At 67.3% G+C, this 21,749-nt stretch carries 26 protein-coding genes; 16 read left to right on the top strand and 10 right to left on the bottom strand.

From position 1 onward, the window contains the following. Positions 1–352 precede the first annotated feature (352 nt). Complete coding sequence (locus tag BJ988_RS07345) at positions 353–1,168, top strand: hypothetical protein (protein WP_179657424.1); 816 nt, start codon at positions 353–355, stop codon at positions 1,166–1,168. Here BJ988_RS07345 and BJ988_RS07350 read toward each other — a convergent pair. Continuing rightward, positions 1,165–1,614, bottom strand: coding sequence for a DUF488 domain-containing protein (locus BJ988_RS07350; RefSeq protein ID WP_179657425.1), 450 nt, complete (start codon positions 1,612–1,614; stop codon positions 1,165–1,167). The two genes, BJ988_RS07345 and BJ988_RS07350, sit on opposite strands and share 4 nt — an antisense overlap. Before the next feature lie 491 nt (positions 1,615–2,105). Between BJ988_RS07350 and BJ988_RS07355 the strand changes: the two genes are divergently transcribed. The 3 genes from BJ988_RS07355 to BJ988_RS07365 all read left to right on the top strand — a co-directional run bounded on the left by BJ988_RS07355 (position 2,106) and on the right by BJ988_RS07365 (position 3,849). After that, a complete protein-coding gene (locus BJ988_RS07355; protein ID WP_179657426.1) occupies positions 2,106–2,324 on the top strand; it encodes a hypothetical protein in 219 nt (72 codons plus the stop codon). A gap of 288 nt (positions 2,325–2,612) precedes the next feature. Continuing rightward, on the top strand, positions 2,613–3,038 hold the full coding sequence (locus BJ988_RS07360; protein ID WP_343051523.1) for an MmcQ/YjbR family DNA-binding protein: 426 nt from the start codon (positions 2,613–2,615) through the stop codon (positions 3,036–3,038). A 265-nt stretch (positions 3,039–3,303) separates the two neighbouring features. Further along, a complete protein-coding gene (locus tag BJ988_RS07365; RefSeq protein ID WP_179657427.1) occupies positions 3,304–3,849 on the top strand; it encodes a hypothetical protein in 546 nt (181 codons plus the stop codon). Between the two features lie 74 nt (positions 3,850–3,923). Here the strand turns inward: BJ988_RS07365 and BJ988_RS07370 are convergent, their stop codons facing one another. Beyond that, positions 3,924–4,307, bottom strand: a complete 384-nt coding sequence (locus tag BJ988_RS07370; RefSeq protein WP_179657428.1) for an MmcQ/YjbR family DNA-binding protein — start codon at positions 4,305–4,307, stop codon at positions 3,924–3,926. A gap of 198 nt (positions 4,308–4,505) precedes the next feature. Between BJ988_RS07370 and BJ988_RS07375 the strand changes: the two genes are divergently transcribed. From BJ988_RS07375 to BJ988_RS07390, 4 genes are all read left to right on the top strand, one after another. After that, entirely contained in the window at positions 4,506–5,087 is a 582-nt protein-coding gene (locus BJ988_RS07375; protein ID WP_179657429.1) for a matrixin family metalloprotease, read from the top strand. A gap of 1 nt (position 5,088) precedes the next feature. Beyond that, the gene (locus tag BJ988_RS07380) at positions 5,089–5,757 is read left to right on the top strand and encodes a hypothetical protein (RefSeq protein WP_179657430.1); all 669 of its coding nucleotides are present in this window, start codon (positions 5,089–5,091) and stop codon (positions 5,755–5,757) included. A gap of 147 nt (positions 5,758–5,904) precedes the next feature. After that, a complete protein-coding gene (locus tag BJ988_RS07385) occupies positions 5,905–6,369 on the top strand; it encodes a nitroreductase family deazaflavin-dependent oxidoreductase (RefSeq protein ID WP_179657431.1) in 465 nt (154 codons plus the stop codon). 1 nt (position 6,370) lies between these two features. Then, entirely contained in the window at positions 6,371–6,748 is a 378-nt protein-coding gene (locus BJ988_RS07390) for a nitroreductase family deazaflavin-dependent oxidoreductase (protein ID WP_179657432.1), read from the top strand. On the opposite strand, the gene BJ988_RS07395 is transcribed toward BJ988_RS07390, so the two are convergent. Together BJ988_RS07395 and BJ988_RS07400 are read right to left on the bottom strand one after the other, a co-directional pair. After that, positions 6,749–7,339, bottom strand: coding sequence for a hypothetical protein (locus tag BJ988_RS07395; protein ID WP_179657433.1), 591 nt, complete (start codon positions 7,337–7,339; stop codon positions 6,749–6,751). Positions 7,340–7,354: 15 nt separating this feature from the next. Further along, entirely contained in the window at positions 7,355–7,987 is a 633-nt protein-coding gene (locus tag BJ988_RS07400) for a hypothetical protein (RefSeq protein WP_179657434.1), read from the bottom strand. A gap of 240 nt (positions 7,988–8,227) precedes the next feature. Between BJ988_RS07400 and BJ988_RS07405 the strand changes: the two genes are divergently transcribed. Continuing rightward, entirely contained in the window at positions 8,228–8,890 is a 663-nt protein-coding gene (locus BJ988_RS07405; protein ID WP_343051524.1) for a TetR/AcrR family transcriptional regulator, read from the top strand. Between the two features lie 24 nt (positions 8,891–8,914). On the opposite strand, the gene BJ988_RS07410 is transcribed toward BJ988_RS07405, so the two are convergent. Then, complete coding sequence (locus BJ988_RS07410) at positions 8,915–9,352, bottom strand: NUDIX hydrolase (RefSeq protein ID WP_343051525.1); 438 nt, start codon at positions 9,350–9,352, stop codon at positions 8,915–8,917. Between the two features lie 140 nt (positions 9,353–9,492). Next, positions 9,493–9,867: a DUF4345 domain-containing protein gene (locus BJ988_RS07415; RefSeq protein ID WP_343051526.1), complete on the bottom strand. Its 375-nt coding sequence runs from the start codon at positions 9,865–9,867 to the stop codon at positions 9,493–9,495. Between the two features lie 9 nt (positions 9,868–9,876). Between BJ988_RS07415 and BJ988_RS07420 the strand changes: the two genes are divergently transcribed. Next, on the top strand, positions 9,877–10,668 hold the full coding sequence (locus BJ988_RS07420; protein ID WP_246321427.1) for a helix-turn-helix domain-containing protein: 792 nt from the start codon (positions 9,877–9,879) through the stop codon (positions 10,666–10,668). Positions 10,669–10,693: 25 nt separating this feature from the next. On the opposite strand, the gene BJ988_RS07425 is transcribed toward BJ988_RS07420, so the two are convergent. Further along, positions 10,694–11,056, bottom strand: coding sequence for a nuclear transport factor 2 family protein (locus BJ988_RS07425; RefSeq protein WP_179657439.1), 363 nt, complete (start codon positions 11,054–11,056; stop codon positions 10,694–10,696). An 80-nt stretch (positions 11,057–11,136) separates the two neighbouring features. Between BJ988_RS07425 and BJ988_RS07430 the strand changes: the two genes are divergently transcribed. Further along, a complete protein-coding gene (locus BJ988_RS07430) occupies positions 11,137–11,946 on the top strand; it encodes a MerR family transcriptional regulator (RefSeq protein WP_179657440.1) in 810 nt (269 codons plus the stop codon). Positions 11,947–12,021: 75 nt separating this feature from the next. On the opposite strand, the gene ilvD is transcribed toward BJ988_RS07430, so the two are convergent. Both ilvD and BJ988_RS07440 read right to left on the bottom strand, forming a co-directional pair. Beyond that, positions 12,022–13,716, bottom strand: coding sequence for a dihydroxy-acid dehydratase (gene ilvD / locus BJ988_RS07435; protein ID WP_179657441.1), 1,695 nt, complete (start codon positions 13,714–13,716; stop codon positions 12,022–12,024). An 86-nt stretch (positions 13,717–13,802) separates the two neighbouring features. Next, positions 13,803–15,188, bottom strand: coding sequence for an outer membrane protein assembly factor BamB family protein (locus tag BJ988_RS07440; RefSeq protein WP_218860653.1), 1,386 nt, complete (start codon positions 15,186–15,188; stop codon positions 13,803–13,805). A 155-nt stretch (positions 15,189–15,343) separates the two neighbouring features. Here BJ988_RS07440 and BJ988_RS07445 point away from each other — a divergent pair, with 155 nt between their 5' ends. Further along, positions 15,344–15,985, top strand: coding sequence for a hypothetical protein (locus tag BJ988_RS07445; RefSeq protein ID WP_179657443.1), 642 nt, complete (start codon positions 15,344–15,346; stop codon positions 15,983–15,985). Between the two features lie 153 nt (positions 15,986–16,138). On the opposite strand, the gene BJ988_RS07450 is transcribed toward BJ988_RS07445, so the two are convergent. Then, positions 16,139–17,959, bottom strand: coding sequence for a glycoside hydrolase family 35 protein (locus BJ988_RS07450; protein WP_343051527.1), 1,821 nt, complete (start codon positions 17,957–17,959; stop codon positions 16,139–16,141). Between the two features lie 139 nt (positions 17,960–18,098). On the opposite strand from BJ988_RS07450, the gene BJ988_RS07455 reads away from it, so the two are divergent. From BJ988_RS07455 to BJ988_RS07470, 4 genes are all read left to right on the top strand, one after another. Next, positions 18,099–18,881, top strand: coding sequence for a DeoR/GlpR family DNA-binding transcription regulator (locus BJ988_RS07455; RefSeq protein WP_179657445.1), 783 nt, complete (start codon positions 18,099–18,101; stop codon positions 18,879–18,881). Positions 18,882–18,969: 88 nt separating this feature from the next. After that, a complete protein-coding gene (locus BJ988_RS07460) occupies positions 18,970–19,890 on the top strand; it encodes an SIS domain-containing protein (RefSeq protein WP_179657446.1) in 921 nt (306 codons plus the stop codon). A 5-nt stretch (positions 19,891–19,895) separates the two neighbouring features. Further along, a complete protein-coding gene (locus BJ988_RS07465; RefSeq protein ID WP_179657447.1) occupies positions 19,896–20,843 on the top strand; it encodes an ROK family protein in 948 nt (315 codons plus the stop codon). Beyond that, positions 20,840–21,748 (top strand): PfkB family carbohydrate kinase, encoded by a 909-nt coding sequence (locus BJ988_RS07470; protein WP_179657448.1) that lies wholly within the window; start codon positions 20,840–20,842, stop codon positions 21,746–21,748. The genes BJ988_RS07465 and BJ988_RS07470 overlap by 4 nt, the downstream gene beginning before the upstream one ends. Position 21,749 lies beyond the last annotated feature (1 nt).

The raw sequence follows: 21,749 nt of genomic DNA on the forward strand, positions 1-21,749 counted from the left end.
GCGAAACGTCACGGTTACGCCGTCCGTCGTCGGCGACGACAAGGAGTGTCCGGTCCGGTCCGATCTGGGACGCCGGCACCGGACTCCGCAAGGATCCGGGAGGCGCATATCGTGGGCGCTACTCCGCATGGTGAACCTGTTGCAAGGGCGAGCCTTCGCCCGCCGGGTACGCACCCTCCGCTGCGAGGAGTAGCGTCCTACTGGGCGATCAGACGCGGCGGCATGACGCTTGTAACGCGGACGCGATGGGTGCGGTTCGCGCTTGGCTAAGGAGTCGTTGCGCGTTTTCTTACCGGCAGCGTCTTAAACAGGGCATGATGAGAAGCCTGACCGCACTACCTTCAGGACCAGGATGAGTTTATTGAAGCCGGGTCACGAGTTGGCACGCGTCTTGATTACCGTCAAGACGTACCCCGCGCCGTCAGCCCGCCATGGTGAGACTGTTTGCATCGCTGGAGTGCGGCTGTTTGACGATCGTCCGCCTTCCTTCATTCGCTTGTATCCGGTTCCCTTCCGAATGCTGGAGGGGACGCAGCAGTTCTCGAAGTATCAAGTCGTTGAAGTGGCGGTTCGCAGCAGAGGTTCGCGGGACCCACGCCCGGAATCGTTCGAACCAGATGTCGATTCATTCAGGCTGCTGGAGAAGGTCGACACGAAGCGGAAGTGGTCCCGTCGAGCCGAACTGATCGCCCCTCTCGTCGGGGCCACGACGACCTGCGAGCTCATGCACAAGAACCGGGAGGGGACGATGGACCAAGCCATCCCGTCATTCGGTCTGATCCGTCCGAACATCCGCAGCATGAAGGTTGAAGAAGGCACGCCTTGGACCGCGAAGCAGCTCGCAAAGGTTCATGCGGCGACCGAACCGAGCCTCTTCAACCAAGATGGACTCGTCGAGTTGCAGCCTGCGCCCTTTCGTATCAAGTTCTCGTACAAATGCGAGGAGAGTTCGTGCAAGGGACACAATCAGGAACTGATTGACTGGGAGCTTGGTGCCGCCGGGTACACGTGGCCGCGCAAGTACGGCGCGAAGACGATCGACATGATCAAGCAGAAGTGGCTCGAAATCACCGACGCAAGCAAGAAGGACGTTCACTTCTACGTAGGAAACCAACATCAGCGCCGCGAGTCCTTCTCGGTCTGCGGCCTTTGGTCTCCGCCGCTCTAGACTCGGTCGATAGCCAGAGCGGGTACCTTTTCAGCGAGGGCCTCCGCAACTAGCCCTCTATGGCAAGACGCGTGATCTTGTTCGAAGCAGAGCAACGCCACAACTTCGCAGTCGAGCAACTCTGATACATGCCCGAGCGCGCGCTCAGCGTCGTCCTCGCGAAGGATTTCTCTGAATCGCTCATGCGCGGACAGATCACCCGACCGGAAGCCCTCGCGGTTGTCCTTCGGGTTTCCGAGCTCCCGATAATGGATGTACTGGATGCCGTTGCTGCGAAGATTCTGAGCCAGCCGAGTTTTCGACAGCCCTGGCTTGCGGGATATGGGGTTGAGGCGTACATCGATCAGCACGTCAACTCGCGCACCCTTGAGGTACTCGGTGAGCTCCTGAGCATCACGACCCTCGTAACCGACGCTGACGAGTCGGGGCGTACGTGGTTCGTCCATGTGCGCATTCAACACCTAGCCCTGGCTCCTAACACGAAATCAGCCGCGTGGCAAGACCGTGTCGTGGCGCGCGACCACTGAACCGGGCCGATCCTCTGTGTGCTGGTGGGTCAGGACCAGCCGAAGGAGCCCATCGATGCCCAACGCACCGAGCGCAACGGCCTCACTGTCGGACAGGTTCCCGGTGGGAGCGCGATGCGTCGTTCCTGCTGCAGCGGCCTGGCCCGCCACCGGGCACGGGCGCCTGGCTCTACCGGCGCAATAGGGCCACAAAACGCGGAGCACGGTTGGGTCGGCCCCGCCAGACGGAAGGTTCTTCACGCCTCAGGTCAATGCTGGTAGCGTGCGTGCTGCTTGAGCTCCTCCTAATTCGAGTTGGACCAATCTGTGGAACTCAGGCCGCGCCCGGCAGTCCCGCCGTGCGACGACCGTTGCGGAGGAGCTCGCACCATCATGAATTACGACTCCTCTCCCCATCCGAGGGAGCACACATGACCATCGAGTACCCGGGCGCGTCTCGCGCCGAGACCGGCGTTAACCGTCTGATACGCCTTGTCGTGGACGAGGTTGCCGAGGCCAAACTCAACGTCAGGCGAATCACCGAGGGTGACACCAAGCGATTGGAGTTTGCCCTCACCGGTAGTCACGTCAATGCCAAGGTGATCGTGACTAATAGGCCGAGCACCTATTGGGAGTTCAACCGGTCTTGACCCGGTTCGACGTCGATGAGTGGCCTGCCCGTAGGCCATCCCCTCTCGGCCCTAGCGTTCAGTTGAGGCTCTCCATACGCCCGCGGTGGCGATGTGCACGACGATCACGGGTGCCGGGCCGCCACGCCTCGCGTAGGTGCGGGAGTGTCAGGACCTACGTGGTGGAACTGAACGATACGAAACCAGGCCGTCTATTACGAACGAGACGCCAACGTACCTGCCCCATTCTGGGCGCATTGACGCACCCGGAGGCCTCCCGGGCGTCGACGTGACACCTAACCTGGCTGTGTGAGGAGAACGGACGGCCGGTCGGCGCGGGTGGAGGACGTGCACGAGCTTGCCCTTGGCATGCCCCACGTTCGCGTCTGCGCGGGCACCCAGAACAGGCCTATCTATCAGGTGGGTGGAAAGTCGTTCGTCTTCTTCCGGAATCCGCGTCCTGACGCGTTCGACCCGGACACCGGCCAGCGTTACGACGACGTCATCGTCTTCTGGGTGCCTAGCGAGGGTGACAAGCTGGCGATGGTGCAGGACGAGTCCTCGCCGTTCTTCACCACTCCGCATTTCGACGGCCACCTGTCGGTTCTGGTCCGAGCCAGGCGGCTCGGGGAGATCAGCTATGACGAACTCGCCGAGGTCGTGCAGGACGCTTGGCTTTCGCGCGCGTCAGCTCGCCGAAGAGTGACCTGGCTCGAGGAGCACCAACCGGACTAGCGAGGACCCGCAGGCGCGCAATGACGCAGGGGCCGGGCCCATGCCTCAGCCGCCGGCCGGGGAGGCGCGGCGGTCGTGGTGCCGTGGCGGCCCCCAACTTGGGGGATCGGGCACGCGGCTCTCCGGGTCTCGCCACGATAGACGTACCGTGAAGGCGGCCGTTGGCGGCGCGAACGAGCTGCTCGGAGTGCACATCCAGCTCCGGCGCTTGAGAGTGCTATGAGCCACCTGACTGATGCGCGGCGGTCACAATAGGAGCGAATCGATGAACCTCCCTGAAGTACTGCTGACGTCGTTGCTGGGGCTTCTCGTGGGGCTGGTCACCGCTTGGCTAGGAGCTCGGTGGTCGTACGGCCGGAAGTTGCAGGAGCTCAAGTTCCAAGCGGCGCACGAAGCCAGGCGCGGGACGTACGAGGCCACCCTGCAGTGGGTTCGAGCTGCGTCCCTGGCTTCTCGACTGCAGGCGGAGCAAGGTCGGCACGGAGGCGCCGAAGAAGTCGACTACGAGAACTGGCCGCAGCCCAGGCCCGAGCAATGGGAACTATATGTATCCGATCGCGTGAAACACCTTCATCACAGCTTCCTTTCGGCCGCCGGACGCGTGCACACGACCGCGGGCCGTCTTCGCGCCCAACGTGAAACCCTTGAGCTCTTCTCAGGGATCGATTCCCCTGACCCGAAGCCGCTCGCGGAGTTGGCCAACGGCCGAGACTCGCTGGACGCTGAACTCGCCGGGAGGTTGGTGGAGCTCGACGATTCGCAATCGGCTCTGCTGAAGGCGATGAGATCAGAAGTGATCGGCGACAACTAGGCACTGACGCAGAGAACCGCTGGATCGGCAAACAGCGACTTTGAGTACAGTCGATCGTCGTTCGACTCGGTGCTTCAGCCGTCGAAGGCCTCGACCAGCTCAGCCGGGGCGGCGGCTAGCCAGGCGTCGACCAGCAGATCGCGGAGGTCGCCTGGAGCGATGACGTTGAGCTCGATGAGTACGGCCGGGTAGTTGTTGAAGTGCTCGATGGTGAAGACGCCGTCGATGCCGGCGGCGAGCACGCCTTCCTTCTCGTGCAGGCCGGCCGTGTTGACCGCGATGATCGGCGGGACGGGTGGGGTCTGGTCGCCGAAGCGCTTGAGGTCAGCCTTGCTGAACGGGCGTAGCCAGGCGAAGCCCTTGCCGCGTACGGACCAGGTCGGATGCCCGTAACGCTCGCCCTCGGTGACCTCGGGCAGTTCACCGATTATCCGAGCCACGTCTTGGAGCGTCTCCATGCATGGAGCCTAGTCCGCCACGCGTCGATAGGACTGGAACGACTGAGCGGGTCCGCTGATCGGCACAGGTCTCACAATGCCCTTGACGAGCGTGGTCGCGAACGGGACCTTTGCGTGCGCGCTTGGCTTGAGCACAGTGGGTGCTTGTTCCTCGGGAGTCGGAAGCGACGACAAGGAGGAACTATGGGAAGTCTCAGATTGAGGCCGATCACCGCGGTCCTGGCGGGGCTGCTTGCGATGGCGATGGTCGGCGTGCTCGCCCCCACGGCGCACGCCTACGCGACCTTCGGCGGCCATAAGCTCACCTACGGGATCAACAACCAGCACTACTGGCTGGACACCTCGGCCGCAAACAGCCACACGGCCGCCATCACCGACGGTGTCGGACTCTGGAATGCGACCCAGGACACATGGGCCTGGTACACACGAACGTCCACCAAGAGCTCGAGCCGTCTTGACTTCTACCGGCGGTCCACCGAATCGGGCGTCTATTGCGCGGCGACCCAGATGTACGTCGACACTCGCGCGGTGGACCCGCGCGACACGAACTGGTGGTGGGCGAAGGTCACGATCGACCCGGCGTTCCATAACACGGACAGCTGCGGGGCGATATCCCACCGGAAGGGAATCATCGCCCATGAGCAGGGGCATGCGATGGGTCTTGCTCATACGTCGAACAGCGGCACACTGATGTACACAGGCATCTCTGGCACGAGCGTCAACGCACCTACGCAGGACGACCGAAATGGCATCATCGCACTCTACGGACGGAGGTCCTGATATGCGGCTCCTCATCGCGTTCACTGCCGCCGCTGCCACCCTTGGGCTGGCGGCGTGCTCATCGACAGATGCAGCGGACCCTCCCGCAAACACGCCTGCCCAGATTGCACCTTCGCAGGACACACAGGAGGTGAAGGCCAGGTATCAGGTGCAGACAGAGGGCTCCCTGATCAGACAGTTCTCGCTGCCGACCTTCGCTGAGTTCGTACAGGATCCACACGTATCCAACGTGGTCGTCGGCACGGTCGAGGCGAGCCGGACGACCGTTTCGCAACCTGGTAACGCGGTAGAAACGATCCTGACGATCGCCGTAGAAAGTTCCAAAGAGTCGAGCGCGACTACGGTGACTGCGCGGGAATACGGCGGCATCGTGAATGTCGAGCAGGTGCGTGACGACTTCGAGTCAAAGCTCGGCCGCAAGCTCACGAAGAAGGAACTTGCCGAGAAGGTCGACTATCAATGGGAAGGTGCTCCGCACGCTCAGATCGGCGACCATGTTCTCCTCGCGGTAACTGAGGACAAGTCCGGAGCTGCGGACTACACCACGTTGACGAGACTCGCCTCCGCTGCATCCACCACGAGCAAGACGGACAGTACGTCGTTCAACTGGCCCGGAGAACCTCCGAACCCTGCCTGGGACACAGCGGTCACCCCTGCGGACCTGTACTGACGACTGACTCCAAAGGGTGCCCAGCGTAGCTCCGGACACCCTACCGACCGGTGGTCCACCAGAGTGGGGCCGCGACTGGAGAAGGACTCCAGTCGCGACCCCACTGTCTGTCCTCGGAGCCGAAAGCCGGTGAGTAAGGTCGGTTAGGTGACGTCCACGATCGACTCTGTCGTATCTCGGTTGCTGCGGACTCGGGCCGTAGTACGTGCGCCGATCTGGCTCTATCGGCACCGGGCCGGGTGGCTCCTCGGATCCCGGATGTTGATGCTCGAACACATCGGACGCCGATCAGGGGTCCCGCGATATGTCTGCCTCGAGGTCGTCGAGCGGCCGAGCGTGGACGAGATCGTGGTGGTGAGCGGCTTCGGCACCGCGGCGCAGTGGTATCGGAACCTCCTGGCCGAGCCTGCATGTCGCGTCAGCATCGGGAAGCGTACGAGCGTCGCGGCGCAGGCGAGGTTCCTCTCGGAGGAGGAGGCTGTCGCTGCGCTGGGTCGGTATCAGGAGGCGCACCCGAAGGCCTGGCAGCGACTGCGCGGTGCGATCGAGACGGCGGTCGGTCACGAGGTCGAGGTACTGCCGATGGTGAACCTGAGACTCCTAGGGGACTGAGATGCGTCGCAAGTGGCTGTGGTTGCTCAAGAACACGCTCAACCGGGTGACGACGCGGGCGGCTCGCTCGGGTCGCGGCCCGTTCTCGCTCGTGCGTCACGTCGGGCGAAAGTCAGGGAAGACGTACGAGACGCCGATCATCGTCGCGCGGGTGCCGGAGGGGTTCATCGCGGAGCTGACCTACGGCGAGGACGTGAACTGGTACCGCAACATCGTTGCCGCTGGCGGCTGCGAGCTGCTGGTCGACGGGCAATGGCACCAGGTCTCCGCGATCGAGCCCTATTCGTCCGAAGCGGGGCGGGAGGCGTTCGGCTATCCGGCCAAGCTCGTGCTGAAGGTGCTGCGGCGGCACGAGTTCAGGCTGCTGCGTACGGCCTGATCAGGTGCGCGGGTTGTCGGATGTGCCGAGCGCGCGGAGGTGGGCGCGGAACTCGGCGCCGTCGGCGGGGGAGCGGTACTCGAGCTCGTGGGCGACCTCGCTGGCGACGAGCAGCAGGCTGGGCTGGGACCGGCGTTCGTGGTTGAGTGCCGCTTCGGCGAGGTCGAGTGCTGTCACCGGGCTGCCGTCGCGGGCGGCTAGGACGGCCTTGGTCAGCTGGGCCTCCGCCAGACGCATCGGGCTGATGACGGTGCCGTCCGGACGGGTGCTGGTGGCGATGACCGTGTCGGCCATGGCATCGGCCATGCGTTCGCGGCCGTGCAGGGTGCGGTAGGCGTCCATCGCGTAGAAGGAGGCTTTGGTCGGGTCGACGCTGAAATGGTTGCGTACGTTGGTGGGCAGGTCGTTGCTGTCCAAGACCTCGCGGACTCGATCGAGCGCGACCTCGGTCTTGTGGCCGTCCTTCATGCGGGCGTACGCCTTGGCCTTCTGAGCATGGAGCTGCGCGGCGACCGATGCGTTGGGAGCACAGCGGATGCCGGCGTCGGCGGCGGCGATCACATTGGGCATGTCGCCTTGGGTCAGCGCCATCCACGCGCGGATCTCCTAGGTCCAGGCGGCCATCACGTTGTCGCCCAGATCCGCGGCGAACCCCTCGGCTGCGACGCGTGCCTGGTGGGTGGCCTGCTCGTCACCCTGGTCCCACATGAGGCAGGCCCGGAGAAGCGACAACCAGCCGGTGAGGTGGATGACCCGCTCGTGGCCGGCCAGCGACACACGCCCTTCATGTACGAGAGCGGCGAGCTCCTTCAACCAGTCGTCGACCTCGATGGTCAGTGAGCGGGCGTCCTGGGCTGAGTAGGCGGTGCAGAGGCGCTCGACCTCGGCCTCTGCCTGTGCGAGGTGGGCTTCGCCCACCTTCGGCATGCGCAGGGCGGCGACCAGGTCGGTGAACTCGGTCGGGCTGAGCCGGTCCGGGACGTTCTGGTTCGCGAGTGGGCGCTGGGCGAAGAAGTCGGCGACCGGCAGGTCGAACATCGCGGCGATCGCCTGTTGGGTCTCGGGCGAGGGGTTGGTGATCTCGCCACGGCGGTAGCGCTTGAACATCGCGAGCACGGAGTCGAGCTGAGTCTCCTCGTGGAAGGGCGACAGGGCGATGTAGTGCATCGCGGTCTCCCGGTTGCTCCAGCCCTTGGCGGCCTGAAGACGAACCAACCTCTCGTGCCACTGCTCAGCCATCCGGCCTCCCGGTGCGTTCGGTGTCTCGTCGCGCGCGCCGAGGCGACAGGACGACTCGCACAAACCTAACAACGATGACCGCGGAGCGGGGGACCACTGGGATCAACGGCGATGCTCCCGGGCTGATCTCTCCCGTCCGCAATCGGCCGCAGCCATCGTGAGTGGGACAGCACTCCGGACGAGAGGATCGCGATGAGCCAGTACGCGCTTGCCGCCGCAACCCGGCCAGGTCGGCCTCGCGTGATCCGACGCGTGCCAGGCGCGCTCGTTCCACGCGACGAGATCCTCCAGGCGGCGGCCGAGCTCTTCGTCAACCGTGGGTTCGCGGCGACCTCGACGCGGGATATCGCGGAGAAGGTCGGTATCCGGCAGGCGTCGCTCTACTACCACTTCGAAGGCAAGTCCGGCATCCTCGCTGAGCTCCTCGAGCTCTCGGTGCGGCCCAGTCTCGAGAAGGTCGAGGAGATCGAGCGGGAGTGTCCGATCGACGTCCCGGAGGCGGCGCTATATCTGCTCGCGCTGATCGACGTGGACACTCTCGCGACGGTGCCGCACAACATCGGCAGGCTCTATCGGATGCCGGACGTCAGGAGCAGCGAGGTCTTCGAGGAGTTCCAGCCCGCGTTTCGGGAGCTGGCTGCTGCGTACGGTCGGCTGGGTGCTGGCATTGCGAGCAACCCCGTGGCCGCCACGGTGGGCGTGGACCAGCTGGGTGGGCTGCTGATCCAGGTGGTCGAGGTGGTGATCCGGATCCGCTCCCGCTGCGACGATGTCACCGGTGCTCATGCGCGGGCCATCGCGGCGACCTGTCTTCGGATCTGCGGCGCGTCGGAGGAGAGGATCGCTCGCGCTGCAGTCGTGGCCGACGAGCTCCTGCCGACGTACGTCGCAGCGGGCCGATGACGGGAACGGGCGGGCAGGCCGCGATCAGGGGTTGGGATCGAGGTGCGGGAAGTTGCGGTTGAGGGCCCAGTCGATCCTGCTGCGTTGGCTGCGGTCCATCTGAAGGCTGGGAATGACCTCGGGATATAGCCATTCGGCGTGGGTGTTCTCCGCTGATGGAGTGGGCTCGCCGGCGAGGTAGCGGCCGGCGTAGATGATGGAGCACTCCTGGCGTACCTCGCCGTTGGTGGTGTCTTCGATGCGATGGCGCGGGTCGGTCCAGATGCCGACCAGGCCGGTCACCTCGATGGTGATGCCGGTCTCCTCGAAGGTCTCGCGGACCGCGCATGCCGTCAGCGACTCACCGGGCTCCATCGCGCCGCCCGGCATCGTCCAGTTGCCGGTGTCGTTGCGGCGGATCAGCAGGATCCTGCCCGGGTCGTCGAGCACGAACGCGCCGGCGCTGGGCCTGAGGCTGTTCACCTCGGGTGCCGAGGGATCGTTGTGCCAGTCGACACGTCGCCCTGTGTTTGCCTCAGAGACGCGAGGACGGGGCGGTCGTACAGACGCGTCGATGGTAGGCCGAGATCCCACGGGGAGGAGCATAGCCGAATCCGCCGAGGTCAGGCGCAAAGAATCAGGGCTGTCCCGGCCGCAAGCTCGATCCAGAAGTAGAACCAGATGGGGTAGAAGCGTACAGCCGTGTCGAACAGGCGCGAGATGAGTCGGCCGCCTGCCATCCCGATCAGGGCGAGGCCGATGGTGGTCACGGCACCGGTCCGGATGTCGCCGATGTCGAGAGCGGCGGCGCCGAGCACGGCGGCCATGGCGATGCCGAACCCGCCGTAGACCGCGCGGATCTCGGAGCGGGACTCGGGCGTCTTCGCCGACAGGTGGAACGGGGCGGCGAGTGCGCCCGGGGTGACCAGGGCGTACGTCCCCATCGCGAGGAAGAAGAGGCCGATGACGGCGATGGTCAGGCTGGCCACGGTGTTCACCGTGGGATCATGACGCGCATGGCGACCGAGCCGCTTCCGGATTCGTGCTGCGACGACGCGCGGCCGACGGTGTGGCTCTGGTCGGGACATGCGGCCTATCGGGGACCGTCGCTGCGGCTGGGCACTCATTCCGGGTCGGTGACCTGCTTCGCGCTGGGCCTGGACGCTCCCTTCCTGCTGCGGTCAGGTCCGGAGGAGCCACGGCGGGCGCGAAGCGCGCTGATCCCTGCGCGTACATCTCATCAGATCGTCGCGGGGGAGGAACAGACGATGCTGTTCTTCTACGTCGACCCCGGCGCGTCTGGGACGGCCCACCTGCTCGGGCAGATGACTGACACGACGAGCACGATCGCGTACGACCATCGCGACGAGGCGGCGCTGATCGCGGGCTTGATGGGACCGATCATGAATCCGGAGATGCTGCGACGACGTCTCCTGGAGTCCGGTGAGACGAATCCGACCGACGAGCGGATCCGCGGTGCCATGAAGCTCCTTCGCGACCAACCCGGTGAGCGGGGAAGCGCGGCGGAGATGGCCGCCACGGTCAACCTGTCCCAGTCGCGGTTCCTGCACCTGTTCTCGGCCCACTCGGGGACGAGCTTCCGCCGCTACCGCCTGTGGGCGAGGATGCGGCACGCGGCAGCGGCCGTCAGCCAGGGCGCAGATCTCTCGACGGCCGCCAGCGACGCGGGGTTCGCCTCACCGAGCCACTTCAGCGACACCTTCCGAGCGATGTTCGGACTCACCGCCACGCAGCTGTTCTCCAACCAGCTCCGATTCGTGGTGATGGATCCGTCGTAGCGGACGGGGCTGAGCGATCGGCGGTTCAGGGCTCGATCGTCAGGGTCTGGATGAGGTCGTCGCGCATGGCGAACCGGAAGTGAAGATCGACGACGCCGCCCGGGAAGTCACCCTCCAGGTGGTGGATCACGTCGTAGTGCGTGGCGTCGAGTCGGAAGGCGCCGGTCAGCTCGGTCGTGTAGGTGAAATCGCTGGCCGCCTTCGCGATCCAGTCGCGGATCTTGTCGTCGCCATGGAAGTCGTGGCCCTCGTCGGTGACGACGGCATCAGGCAGGAAGAGCGAGATCGCGGTCTCGGCGTCGTGGGCCTGCTGGGCGGCCAGGAAGGTGATGATCACCTGAGGGAGGTCGGCAGGGTCGATGGGCGTGGCGGAGTGCTGTTCGGTCATGTCGGCCATGGTTGGGTCTCTCGCAGGGAGAGGGTCAACGGGGTTGACCCTCCCGCCAGGGGAGGGTTGAGCGTATGGGTATGCGGGCGGGACTGACGATCGGGGAGTTCGCGGCGCTGACGCAGCTGAGCGTGCGTACGCTGCGGCGCTATCACGACGCCGGTCTGCTCGTCCCCGCCAGCGTCGACCCGTTCACCGGCTACCGCTACTACGGGGCCGGCCAGATCCCCTCCGCCCAGGTGATTCATCGGCTTCGCGAGCTCGACGTACCTCTGGCCGAGGTCAAGGCCGTGCTGGCCACGGACGACCCGGGGCAACGGGCCGAGATGATCGCGGGCCACCTCGAGCGGCTCGAGGTCAGCCTCGACCGCACTCGCGCGGCCGTGACCTCGCTGCGTCAGCTGCTGCGTCCCGGGGTCGAGGAGTTGGAGGTCGAGCTCCGCTCGGTCCCAACGCGAAAGGTCGCCGCGATCACCGCCGAGGTCGATCTGGACACCGTCACCGGCTGGTACGACGACGCCATGCGCAGGCTCGATGCGGCCGTGCCCGCGGAACAGCGTGGCGGGCCGCCCGGCGGCCGCTACGACAACGAGCTGTTCACGGAGGGCGTCGGCACGGTGTGCGTCTTCCGTCCCTTTCGCGATCTGCGCCCATTTCGCGGAATCGAGGTCCTCGAGCTGCCTGCGGTCGAGCTCGCGGTGACCGTCCACCACGGACCCCACGACGACATCGGCGTCCGCTACGGCCGCCTCGGCGAGTGGGTTGTCGACCACGCCCTCGCGGTCGACGGCCCCGTGCACGAGACGTACGTTGCCGGGCCGCGCGACACCGACGACCCCGGGCTCTGGCGCACCGAGATCGGCTGGCCGATCTTCCGGCTCACGCCCTAGCCGTAAACCAGCCGTTATCCACGACCAGGCCGCCGGAGTTGATTTCCTGATGGCTCCGCCGGCCCGGGCAGCCAACTAGCTCGTGACGGCACCCACCGCGGCTGACTGCACCGTACGCCGGTACTTGCCGAGCACGCCGCGAGGATACTTCGTGGGAAGCGGCTCCCAGCCGACCTTCCTCTGCTCCAGCTCCTCGGGCTCCACCTCGACCTCGAGGGTGCGGTTGACGACGTCGAGGACGATGGGGTCGCCGTCGCGGACGAAGGCGATCGGGCCGGCGTCGACGGCCTCCGGGGCGATGTGGCCGACGCAGAGGCCCGTGGTGCCTCCTGAGAACCGGCCGTCGGTGATCAGCAGGACATCCTTGCCGAGACCGGCGCCCTTGATGGCTCCCGTGATGGCAAGCATCTCCCGCATGCCCGGGCCGCCCTTCGGGCCCTCGTTCCGAATGACTACGACGTCGCGGGCGACGATGAGACCCGCTTCGAGGGCGTCCATCGCGGCCCGCTCGCCGTCGAAGACTCGGGCCGTGCCGCGGAAGACGGTGTCGTCGAAGCCGGCTGTCTTGACGACAGCACCCTCGGGGGCGAGCGAGCCCTTCAGGATGGTGAGGCCACCGGTGCGGTGGATCGGCCGCTCGAAGGAGTGGATCACCTCGTCGTCGAGCGCGGGCGGGCTCAGGTCCTCGAGGTTCTCCGCCATGGTCTTCCCGGTCACCGTGAGGCAGTCGCCGTGGAGCAGCCCGGCGTCCAGGAGCGCCTTCATCACGACCGGGATCCCGCCGATCTTGTCGACGTCGTTCATGACGTACTTGCCGTAAGGCTTGAGGTCGGCGAGGTGGGGGACCTTCTCTCCGATCCGGGTGAAGTCGTCAAGAGTCAGATCGACCTCGGCCTCGTTGGCGATGGCCAACAGGTGCAGCACGGCGTTGGTGGAACCGCCGAGGGCCATCACGACGGCGATGGCGTTCTCGAAGGCATCCTTGGTCATGATCTGGCGCGCGGTGATGCCCTTGCGCAGCATCCCGACCACCGCCTCGCCCGAGCGGTGGGCGAAGCCGTCGCGTCGCCGGTCGACAGCCGGGGGCGCGGCCGAGCCGGGCAGCGACATGCCGATCGCCTCGGCGACGGCAGCCATCGTGTTGGCGGTGTACATGCCCCCGCAGGCGCCCTCGCCAGGACAGACCGCCTTCTCGATGCGGGTGACATCCGCACGGCTCATCTTTCCCGCGATGCAGGCCCCGACCGCTTCGAATGCGTCGATGATCGTGACGTCGCGGCCGTCGACCTGCCCGGGCATGGTCGAGCCGGCGTAGAGGAAGGCCGAGGCGAGATCGAGCCGAGCAGCCGCCATCAGCATGCCGGGCAACGACTTGTCACAGCCCGCGAGCAGTACGGAGCCGTCGAGCCGCTCGGCGCTCATGACGGTCTCGACCGAGTCGGCGATGATCTCACGCGACACCAGCGAGAAGTGCATGCCCTCGTGGCCCATCGAGATTCCGTCGGAGACGGAGATGGTGCCGAACTCCAGCGGAAAGCCACCGGCCGCGTGAACGCCGTTCTTCACCGCTTTCGCGAGCCGGTCGAGGGACAGGTTGCAGGGGGTGATCTCGTTCCACGACGACGCGACGCCGATCTGCGGCTTTGCGAAGTCGTCGTCTCCAAGACCGACGGCTCGCAACATGCCTCGGGAAGCGGTGGCCTCCAGACCATCGGTGACGGCGCGCGACCTGGGCTTGATGTCAGGTGTGTCGGGGCTGAGTGGGTTCACAGGTACGAGGCTAACCGGGTGATGGCCTTGACGAGGAGGGCATCCGCCAGCCCGGCGCTGCGCGAGTCAGTTGGGCTGCTGTCGAGTCAGGGCACACGCCTGTAGAGGATGGTCCCCTCGACTTGGTCGCCGCCGGTGATGAGGTAGTTGTCGGAGTAGGCGATCGGCTCGCGATCGTCCTCAGTGGCATCGACCGGGAAACCGAGCTCGCCGTTCTCCAGGTCTGCGAACTGCTGTCCGATGGGATCGATCCTCGACGTCTGGACCATCGCGTAGTCGTCCTTCGTCACCATGGGGTGGTCGATCTCGAGCCTTTCGTTGGGATGGAAGGCGACTTTGCGCGGCTTTGGCTCCCCGTCCTTGGCGACGTACAGCGTCTGCGGACCGTCCTTGTCCTGCTCCGTGGCGATCCAGGCGACGCCATGGCTCTTGGCTTCCGGTATCTCGTTCACCCAGCCCCCTGCCAGGAAAGGTGGGTTGTCGGCATCCAGCTTCGCGACCCGACGGCCGGTGGCTGCCTCGTAGACGCCGTCGTGAGGGCCGACGTCTGGAGACTCCGACTGGCGAACGAGCAGCCAGTCCTTCGACAGGTCGGCGACGTTCGACTTCCACGTCGTCTTCCACGCGTCATCGCCGGTCTCCGCCTCGACGGCCGCCAGAGGCTCGTTGCGGCGTGCCTCCTGCTTGGCCGGGATCGTCCCGACCACGTGACTCCGAGTGGCGTACCTGCCGAGGAAGGCGTTCTTCTTCCAGCGCACCTTGCCTGTCTTGGCGTCCACCGCCACGGTCTCAGCACGGTGAAGGATGTTCGGTTTGATCCTGACGTTCGGGTCGTTGAGCGAGGACAGATCGCCGTCGGACCAATAGCTGTGTGCCGAGTAGACGACCATGCCGCCCACTGCGCCCAGGATGTCCACGTTGGTCTGGGCGGTTCGCCCGCCGGGGCCGGTCCCGTTCGGGTTCCAGACCGGGTGTCGCACGGACCACTTTGCTTCGCCGGTCTCGCTGTCGAGCGCCACGAAGCCGAAGTAGCTCTCGGTGCCGACCGAGGAACCGAGAGGCACGAACGCCATTCCGTCTGAGACAAGCAGGCGCCCGCGGTTCATGAACACGCCCGACACGTTCGAGGAACGGAGGTCCTCCTCGTCGATCTCCCACTTGACCTTTCCGGTGGCCGGATCGATGCCGGTGACCACGCTGAGGTAGTTGACCTCGGGATGTGTCCTGGCCTGAATCAGCAGGAGCGAGTCGTCGAGATAGAGCGTGTCGCCGAAGACGTACTGCTGCTTGACCACCTTCATGGCAGCGAGATCAGCGACCTCCTCGTACTCCGGGTACTCCCGCGGCGCGGCCGGCTTCGACGCGGAAGACCCGCCGTCGCTGGAGGCGCCGGAACCGGGAGAGCCGCACGCGCTGATCGTCAGAGCAAGTGCGGCAAGCGTGCCGCTGATCCTGAAAGCCAACCCACGCATCTGAGCCCCCGAGTATGTAGTCGTAGGCATCCGACGTGCCCATCGCGCAACGTAAAGGGTTGGCCCACGGTGGTCAAGCGATCTGGGCCGAGGTGTTCAAGCTGAGGCCAGGTGCCGAGCTCTGGACCCGCTGGGTCCGCGAGAGGATGAGTTCCGTGAAGGGAAACGAGACGACTTCCGACGAGTTGGCGCGAGCCCGGGCACGTCTGCGGGATACGCGGCGTGAGCACGCGCGGACGTTGTACGGCAACCACCTGACCTCGTATGCGGAGACGCCGGGGTTCGCCGGCCGACTCGAGGAGGAGGTCGAGGCGTGTATGGGCCCGGTCGGGGAGGTGTTCGGGGCCGGTCTCTCCGGCGACCTGGAGGAAGACGCATTCTGGCTGGCGGTGGACTCGATGCTGTTCCAGGCGGAGAAACCGAAGGTGTCCTTGGCTCAGCGGTATCTGAAGTTCCAGCGAAACCTTCCCGACCAGGCCCGCGATCTGCTTGCCGAGTGGGTCGAGAGCCAGTCGGGGATGAGGTTCTTCGAGGTCACGGACTCCGACGGGCAGACCGGCTCGCTCGTGGAGCTCGGCACGGGGAGGACCTACGCGTCGGTCTTCCCGCGCAATGGGCGATGGGACGAGAGCGGACTTCGGCGCGGTGACTATGTTGCGGCGCGGCTGCTTCCGGTGGGGGACGACTGGATGCCGACGACGCCGCTGCACCCGTTCCCGAAAGACGAGCGCTCGGAGATCCTCGAGATCGCCGAGGAGCTTGCTGCAAACCTCGGCGGGGAAGTCGCTTCGGATTGAGCGTTGTCGGACCTGCGTCGAGCGGTTGCGCGACCTGGCAGGCCTCATGCAGTTGAACCTGGGGAGGGTCATCCGAAACTGGCTCGGATAACCCTCCCCAGGGCGAGGCCGGCACTGACCGGCGCCGATTGGCGCTGATCAGCGCCCATCGCGTCAGCCGAGCGCTGGGCCGTCGCCCGACTCGTCCACGCCGGTCGGCAGTGACTCGACGTACTCCTCGCTAGGTCCGAAGTCCGGGTCGGGGTGGACCTCGACGTGCGTCGCCGGGTGAGTGAGGTCGAGGACGGCGACCTCGTTGGTGCCGGGACGCCAGAGGGGAGCGGGGGCGTACAGGCGTCGCTGGGGGCCACGGCTCCACAAGCGGCCGAGCAGGGTGCCGTTGAGCCAGACGAACCGGTCGCCGTCGCCGGGGACGGCGAGCCAGCCGTCGGCGGGCGCGTCGACCTCGATGTCGGCGAGGGGGACGCCGTCGAGGTCGTGAGGGGCCCAGCGGTCGAGGGGCGCGAGGTGGTGGTCCCAGCTGTGGACGAGACGCCGGTCGACCTGGACGCCGCCGAGGATCCCCTTGTGCTCGCCGAGCAGCGGGCCGTAGTTGACGCGACCGAGCGCCTCCACGACCAGAGTCAGCTCGGCGACGGCAGCGAGGCCGGGAAGCGTGAGCACCGCGGGCTCGGCGTCATCGCGGTCGAGCGTGCCGATCGCGCGCCCGTCGAGGAAGACGTACGCCCGGTCGTGCAGCCCGCGCACGGTCAGGTGGACGTCGTGGCTGGGCAGCGTGACCGAGGAGCGGTACGTCACCAGGCCGGTGTCGACGCCGAGCTCCTCGAAGCTCAGCGGCATCGCCGCGCGCGTCGCCGGCCCGCGGGTCACCAGCGAGAGGAGGTCGGCGTCGCGCGCGAGCGGCGCCGAGGAGAACGCTTGACGCGCACCGGTCGCCGGCAGCGCCGGAAGCTCGTCGACCGTCCGCCCCGTCGCGGGCGCCAGGATGTCGCGGTAGAGCCGGAACTTCTCCGAGCCCCGGCCGTCCTCGCCGATCGGGGCGTCGGAGTCGTAGCTGGTGACGGTGGGCTGGATGTGGCGGCCGTCGTGGTTGGCGCCCGCCCAGAGCCCGAAGTTGGTGCCGCCGTGGGCCATGTAGACACTGACCGAGCCGCCGAGATCGACGATCTCGCGCAGCGTCGCGGCAGCGCTCTCGGGGGAGCGGACATGGTGGTTCTCGCCCCAGTGGTCGAACCAGCCGTTCCAGAACTCGGCGCACAGGAACGGCTCGCCGGGCCGTCGTGATCGCAGCATCGCGTGGGCCTCCTCGGCGCGGCTCCCGAAGGTCGCCGAGGCGAGGGTGCCGTCGACCATGCCGGCGTCGAGCATGACCTCGGTCGGGCCGTCGGCGGTGTACAGCAGCTCGGTGACGCCACGGTCGAGGAGCGCCTGGCGGAGCCAGGTGAGGTGAGCGGCGTCGTCGCCATAGGAGCCGTACTCGTTCTCCACCTGCACGGCCACGACAGGCCCGCCATGGCCGGCCTGGAGCGAGACGAGCTGGGGGAGCAGGACGTCGAACCAGCGTGCGACCGCGTCCTGGTAGACCGGCTCGCTGCTGCGCGGCGCCCGGGTGCGTGCGGTCAGCCACGACGGCAGCCCGCCGTTGGTCCACTCGGCACAGATGTACGGCCCGGGACGCACGATCACATCGAGCCCGAGGTCGCCGGCGATGGTGATGAAGCGGGCCAGGTCGCGGGGACCGGTGAAGTCCGGGGAGCCCTCGCCCGGCTCGTGGAAGTTCCAGGCGACGTAGGTGTCGACGGTGTTGAACCCGGTGGCGGCGACCCGCCGCAGCCGGTCCTCCCAGAGGTCTGGGTGGATGCGGAAGTAGTGGACGGACCCGGACAGGATCCGGTGAGGCACGCCAAGCTTCAGGAACTCGCCGTCCTGCCAGGTCAGGGCGGGGGCCGGGCCAGGTGTCTTCGCTGCAGTCACACGGACAGGGTAGGTGCCCGCGTGACAGGTTCTGCCCATTACCCAGGCAATGCGAGCAAGAATATGCATGTCGGGAAGCCTTGTCCGCGTCCCGCGGCGCCGGATCTGCGTAGGCTGTCCGGGACCCAGAAAGAGGCCCATGAGACAACAGCGACTCAACCAACTGCTCGAGCTGATCAGCGAGCGCGGGCATGTCTCGATCGCCGAGGTGGAGAGCGCGCTCGGCATCTCGGCCGCGACCGCGCGCCGCGACATCGGCCACCTCGCCGAGCAGCGGTTGGTCACGCGGACGCATGGTGGCGCCACCGCGCTCGGCTCGGCGTACGAGCTGCCGTTGCAGTACAAGATCAGCCGGCAGGCCGACGCCAAGCTCGCGATCGCGACCGTGGTGGCCGACCTGCTCGTGCCTGGCGAGACCGTGGCGCTCAACGGCGGGACGACGACCAGCGAGGTGGCGCGCTCGATCGGGCGCCGCCCGGATCTCGCCGAGGATGGCAGCATCACCGTGGTCACCAACGCGCTCAACATCGCCTACGAGCTCTCGATCCGGCCCAACCTCAACATCGTGGTGACCGGTGGAGCCGCCCGGACCCAGTCCTACGAGCTGGTCGGCCCGCTGAGCGACGGGGTGCTTTCGAAGATCAACATCGACACCGCGATCCTCGGCGTCGACGGCATCAGCACTCGCGCCGGACTCACCACGATCCACCCGGCCGAGGCCAAGATCAGTTCAGACTTCATCGCGGCCGCGCAGCGGACCATCGTCGTGGCCGACAGTACGAAGCTCGAGCACCCCACCTTCGCGCGCATCAGCGACCTCTCCAGCGTCACCATGCTTGTCACCGACCGTCCGGTGCCCGAGCCGCTCACCAAGGCGCTCGCCGAGGTGGGGGCGGAGATCGTAGTCACAAGTGATCAATAATGATCACTTGTGACGAGTAATTGACATAAACGCTCAATGAGTTGGATGATTCGGGCTCAGCCGGCAACACATCGAAGGGTGAACCGCCATGACCGCATCCGCACCGACGACGCATCTCGCGGCCGAGATAGCGACGCAGCCCGCCAACTGGATGGCCGCCCGGAGCACCGCCGAGCGTCACGCCCAGGCGCTGCCGCAGCCGGGGGAGAAGGTCGCGGTCATCGGCTGCGGGACCTCCCTCTACATGGCCCAGGCCTACGCCGCCCTCCGCGAGGGGCAGGGTGACGGCATCACCGACGCGTGGACGCCGACCGAGGCCCGGCTCGACCGTGGCTACGACCGGCTGCTGGCGATCACCCGATCCGGGACCACGACCGAGGTCGTCGACCTGCTCGCCGGTGTCCGCGGCCGGATCCCGGCGACGGTGATCTCCTCCTCGCCCGGGACACCGGCGCTCGAGCTGGCGGAGCCGATCCTCACACCCGAGGTGGACGAGAGGTCGGTGGTCCAGACCCGCTTCGCCACCACCACGCTGGCCATGCTGCGCTGGCACCTCGGCCAGGACCTGAGCCAGGCCGCCGAGCAGGCCCAGCAGCTCGTCGAGGCCGACGAGAGCGCGTTCGGTCCGGCGCTGACCGCCGAGCAGATCACCTTCGTCGGCCGAGGCTGGACCAACGGCGTCGCGCAGGAGGCAGCGCTCAAGCTCCGGGAGTCCGCGCAGCTGTGGACCGAGTCCTACCCGATGATGGAATACCGTCACGGACCGCTCTCGATCAGCGCCCCGGGCCGGGTCGTGTGGGCCTTCGGCGACCTGGTGCCCGGCTTCGCCGAGGATGTCGAGGTCACCGGGGCCGACCTGGTGCACCACGAGATCGACCCGCTGGCCGAGCTGGTGCGTGTGCACCTGCTCTGCGTAGCGCGTGCCGGTCGAGCCGGCCTCGACCCCGACGCCCCGCGCAACCTCACGCGCTCGATCATCCTGAACCCGCCTGCCGCACGACCGGCGTGACGCCGATGAGCCAGGCACCTCACCCGCCAGAGCTAGCCGCAGACCGGGCGCTCGCCCTCGCGTTCGACGTCGGCGGCACCTCGGTGCGCGGTGCCGTGGTCGGCGCCGGTGACGTGTCGTTGGCGGAGTCGCGTGTGGCCACCCGCACCGGCCCCGCTGTGCTCGACGACATCGCGCAGCTGGGCGAGGAGCTGCTCGCCCACCTGAGCGTCGCGGCCCGGACGCGGGTCACCGGGGTCGGGGTCGCCTTTCCCGGACTGGTCGACACCGAGTCCGGGACCTCCCTCAAGGCCGTCAACCTCGGTCTCGTCGACACCCCGGTGGCAGCCCCGCTCGCCGAGCGGCTCCGCCTTCCGGTCTCGGTGTCGCACGACACGGCCGCCGCCGCTGGTGCGATCTGGGTCGACGCCGGCTCACCGTCCTCCGCGTTCGTCGCGGTGCTCGGGACGGGTGTTGCTGGCATGACGTACGTCGAGGGCAAACCGATCGTCGGCGCCTCCGGTCAGGCCGGTGAGCTCGGCCACCTGGTGGTGGACCCGGCCGGGTCGGCGTGCAGCTGCGGGCTGCGCGGCTGCGTCGAGTCGCGCGCGGGCGCCCGTCGCATGCTGGAGAGGTATGCGGCCTGGGGCGGCGACCCGAGGATCACCGGCGTCGCCGAGCTGGTCGCCAGGACCGACCACGATCCGGTCGCCGCCCAGGTCTGGTCCGAGGCGATCACCGCCCTCGCCGACGGCTTCCTCGCGGTGGGGGCACTGCTCGCGCCCGGCCAGATCATCCTGGGTGGTGGCGTCGCCGAGGCCAGGGGACGCCTGCTCGAACCGCTGCGGGACCGGATGCGCGAGCGCGCCGGCGTGACGGCGGTCCCGCCCGTACGTCTCTCCTCCCTCGGTGCCCGAGCCGGCCTCGTCGGCGCCGCCCGCCTGGCCCTGGCGTCAACGGGGACGGGCGCATGATCATCACCGTCACGCTCAACCCGGCCATCGACGTGACCTACCGGCTGCCCGGGCTGACCGTCGGCGAGGTCCACCGGGTCGCCGAGGTCACCAGCCGGCTCGGCGGAAAGGGCGTCAACGTCGCCCGCGTGCTCCACCAGCTGGGTGAGCCGATCCATGCGGTCGGCCTCGCCGACCACGACTTCGGCGAAGCCCTCGCCCGGGAGCTGCCGGCGACCTTCCTGCCCGAGCTGGAGGAGGTACGCCGCACACTGGTCGTCGTCGCTGACTCGACGACCTCGCTGTGGGAGCCGGGCCGACAGGCCGCCGTCGGCGCCGATCTCCGACTGCTCGACCTCCTCGCCGAGCAGATCGCGGACGCGGCCGCCATCATCGTCTCCGGCAGCCTGGCGCCCGGAGTGCCCATCGACCTCCCGGCGCGGATCGCGCAGCTCGCGGCCGCCGCCGGTGTGCCGGTGCTCCTCGATCTCGACGACGCCGCACTTGCCGCCGCGGTCGGCACCGGCGCCGTGCTGACTCCCAACGAGGACGAGGCCGCGCGCCTGTTGGGCCGGCCCCTCGGCGACCCCGCCGTCGCGGTCGCAGAGCTCGCCGCGCGCCATGGTGGTCCGGTCGTGCTGACCCGCGGCCACCGCGGCCTCATCGCCAACGTCGGCGGCATGGCCTGGGAGGTGCGTCCGCCGGCCGGAGTCAGCGGGAACCCGACCGGCGCCGGCGACGCATCTGCCGCCGGGCTCGCCCGCGGACTCGCCAACGGCACGCCGTGGCCGGAGATCCTGGCCGACGCGGCCGCGCTCGGCGCCGCCGCGGTGGTCATGCCGGTGGCCGGCGAGATCGACCCCGACGCGTACAAGACGTTCTTGGCGGAGGTCAGGGTCAGACGAATCGACCATGAGGAAGACTGAC

Origin of the sequence: Nocardioides panzhihuensis (genome assembly GCF_013408335.1) — a bacterium.
Taxonomy (GTDB): Bacteria; Actinomycetota; Actinomycetes; order Propionibacteriales; family Nocardioidaceae; genus Nocardioides; species Nocardioides panzhihuensis.

Bases quoted from the DNA above. Each gene is read 5' to 3' on its own strand.
- BJ988_RS07460 (WP_179657446.1), top strand. From the start codon at position 18,970: ATGACCGCATCCGCACCGACGACGCATCTCGCGGCCGAGATAGCGACG.
- BJ988_RS07355 (WP_179657426.1), top strand. From the start codon at position 2,106: ATGACCATCGAGTACCCGGGCGCGTCTCGCGCCGAGACCGGCGTTAAC.
- BJ988_RS07345 (WP_179657424.1), top strand. From the start codon at position 353: ATGAGTTTATTGAAGCCGGGTCACGAGTTGGCACGCGTCTTGATTACC.
- BJ988_RS07370 (WP_179657428.1), bottom strand. From the start codon at position 4,307: ATGGAGACGCTCCAAGACGTGGCTCGGATAATCGGTGAACTGCCCGAG.
- BJ988_RS07455 (WP_179657445.1), top strand. From the start codon at position 18,099: ATGAGACAACAGCGACTCAACCAACTGCTCGAGCTGATCAGCGAGCGC.
- BJ988_RS07365 (WP_179657427.1), top strand. From the start codon at position 3,304: ATGAACCTCCCTGAAGTACTGCTGACGTCGTTGCTGGGGCTTCTCGTG.
- BJ988_RS07400 (WP_179657434.1), bottom strand. From the start codon at position 7,987: ATGGCTGAGCAGTGGCACGAGAGGTTGGTTCGTCTTCAGGCCGCCAAG.
- BJ988_RS07390 (WP_179657432.1), top strand. From the start codon at position 6,371: ATGCGTCGCAAGTGGCTGTGGTTGCTCAAGAACACGCTCAACCGGGTG.
- BJ988_RS07395 (WP_179657433.1), bottom strand. From the start codon at position 7,339: ATGGCGCTGACCCAAGGCGACATGCCCAATGTGATCGCCGCCGCCGAC.
- BJ988_RS07470 (WP_179657448.1), top strand. From the start codon at position 20,840: ATGATCATCACCGTCACGCTCAACCCGGCCATCGACGTGACCTACCGG.
- BJ988_RS07430 (WP_179657440.1), top strand. From the start codon at position 11,137: ATGCGGGCGGGACTGACGATCGGGGAGTTCGCGGCGCTGACGCAGCTG.
- BJ988_RS07380 (WP_179657430.1), top strand. From the start codon at position 5,089: ATGCGGCTCCTCATCGCGTTCACTGCCGCCGCTGCCACCCTTGGGCTG.
- BJ988_RS07440 (WP_218860653.1), bottom strand. From the start codon at position 15,188: ATGCGTGGGTTGGCTTTCAGGATCAGCGGCACGCTTGCCGCACTTGCT.
- BJ988_RS07425 (WP_179657439.1), bottom strand. From the start codon at position 11,056: ATGACCGAACAGCACTCCGCCACGCCCATCGACCCTGCCGACCTCCCT.
- BJ988_RS07420 (WP_246321427.1), top strand. From the start codon at position 9,877: ATGACGCGCATGGCGACCGAGCCGCTTCCGGATTCGTGCTGCGACGAC.
- BJ988_RS07350 (WP_179657425.1), bottom strand. From the start codon at position 1,614: ATGGACGAACCACGTACGCCCCGACTCGTCAGCGTCGGTTACGAGGGT.
- BJ988_RS07465 (WP_179657447.1), top strand. From the start codon at position 19,896: ATGAGCCAGGCACCTCACCCGCCAGAGCTAGCCGCAGACCGGGCGCTC.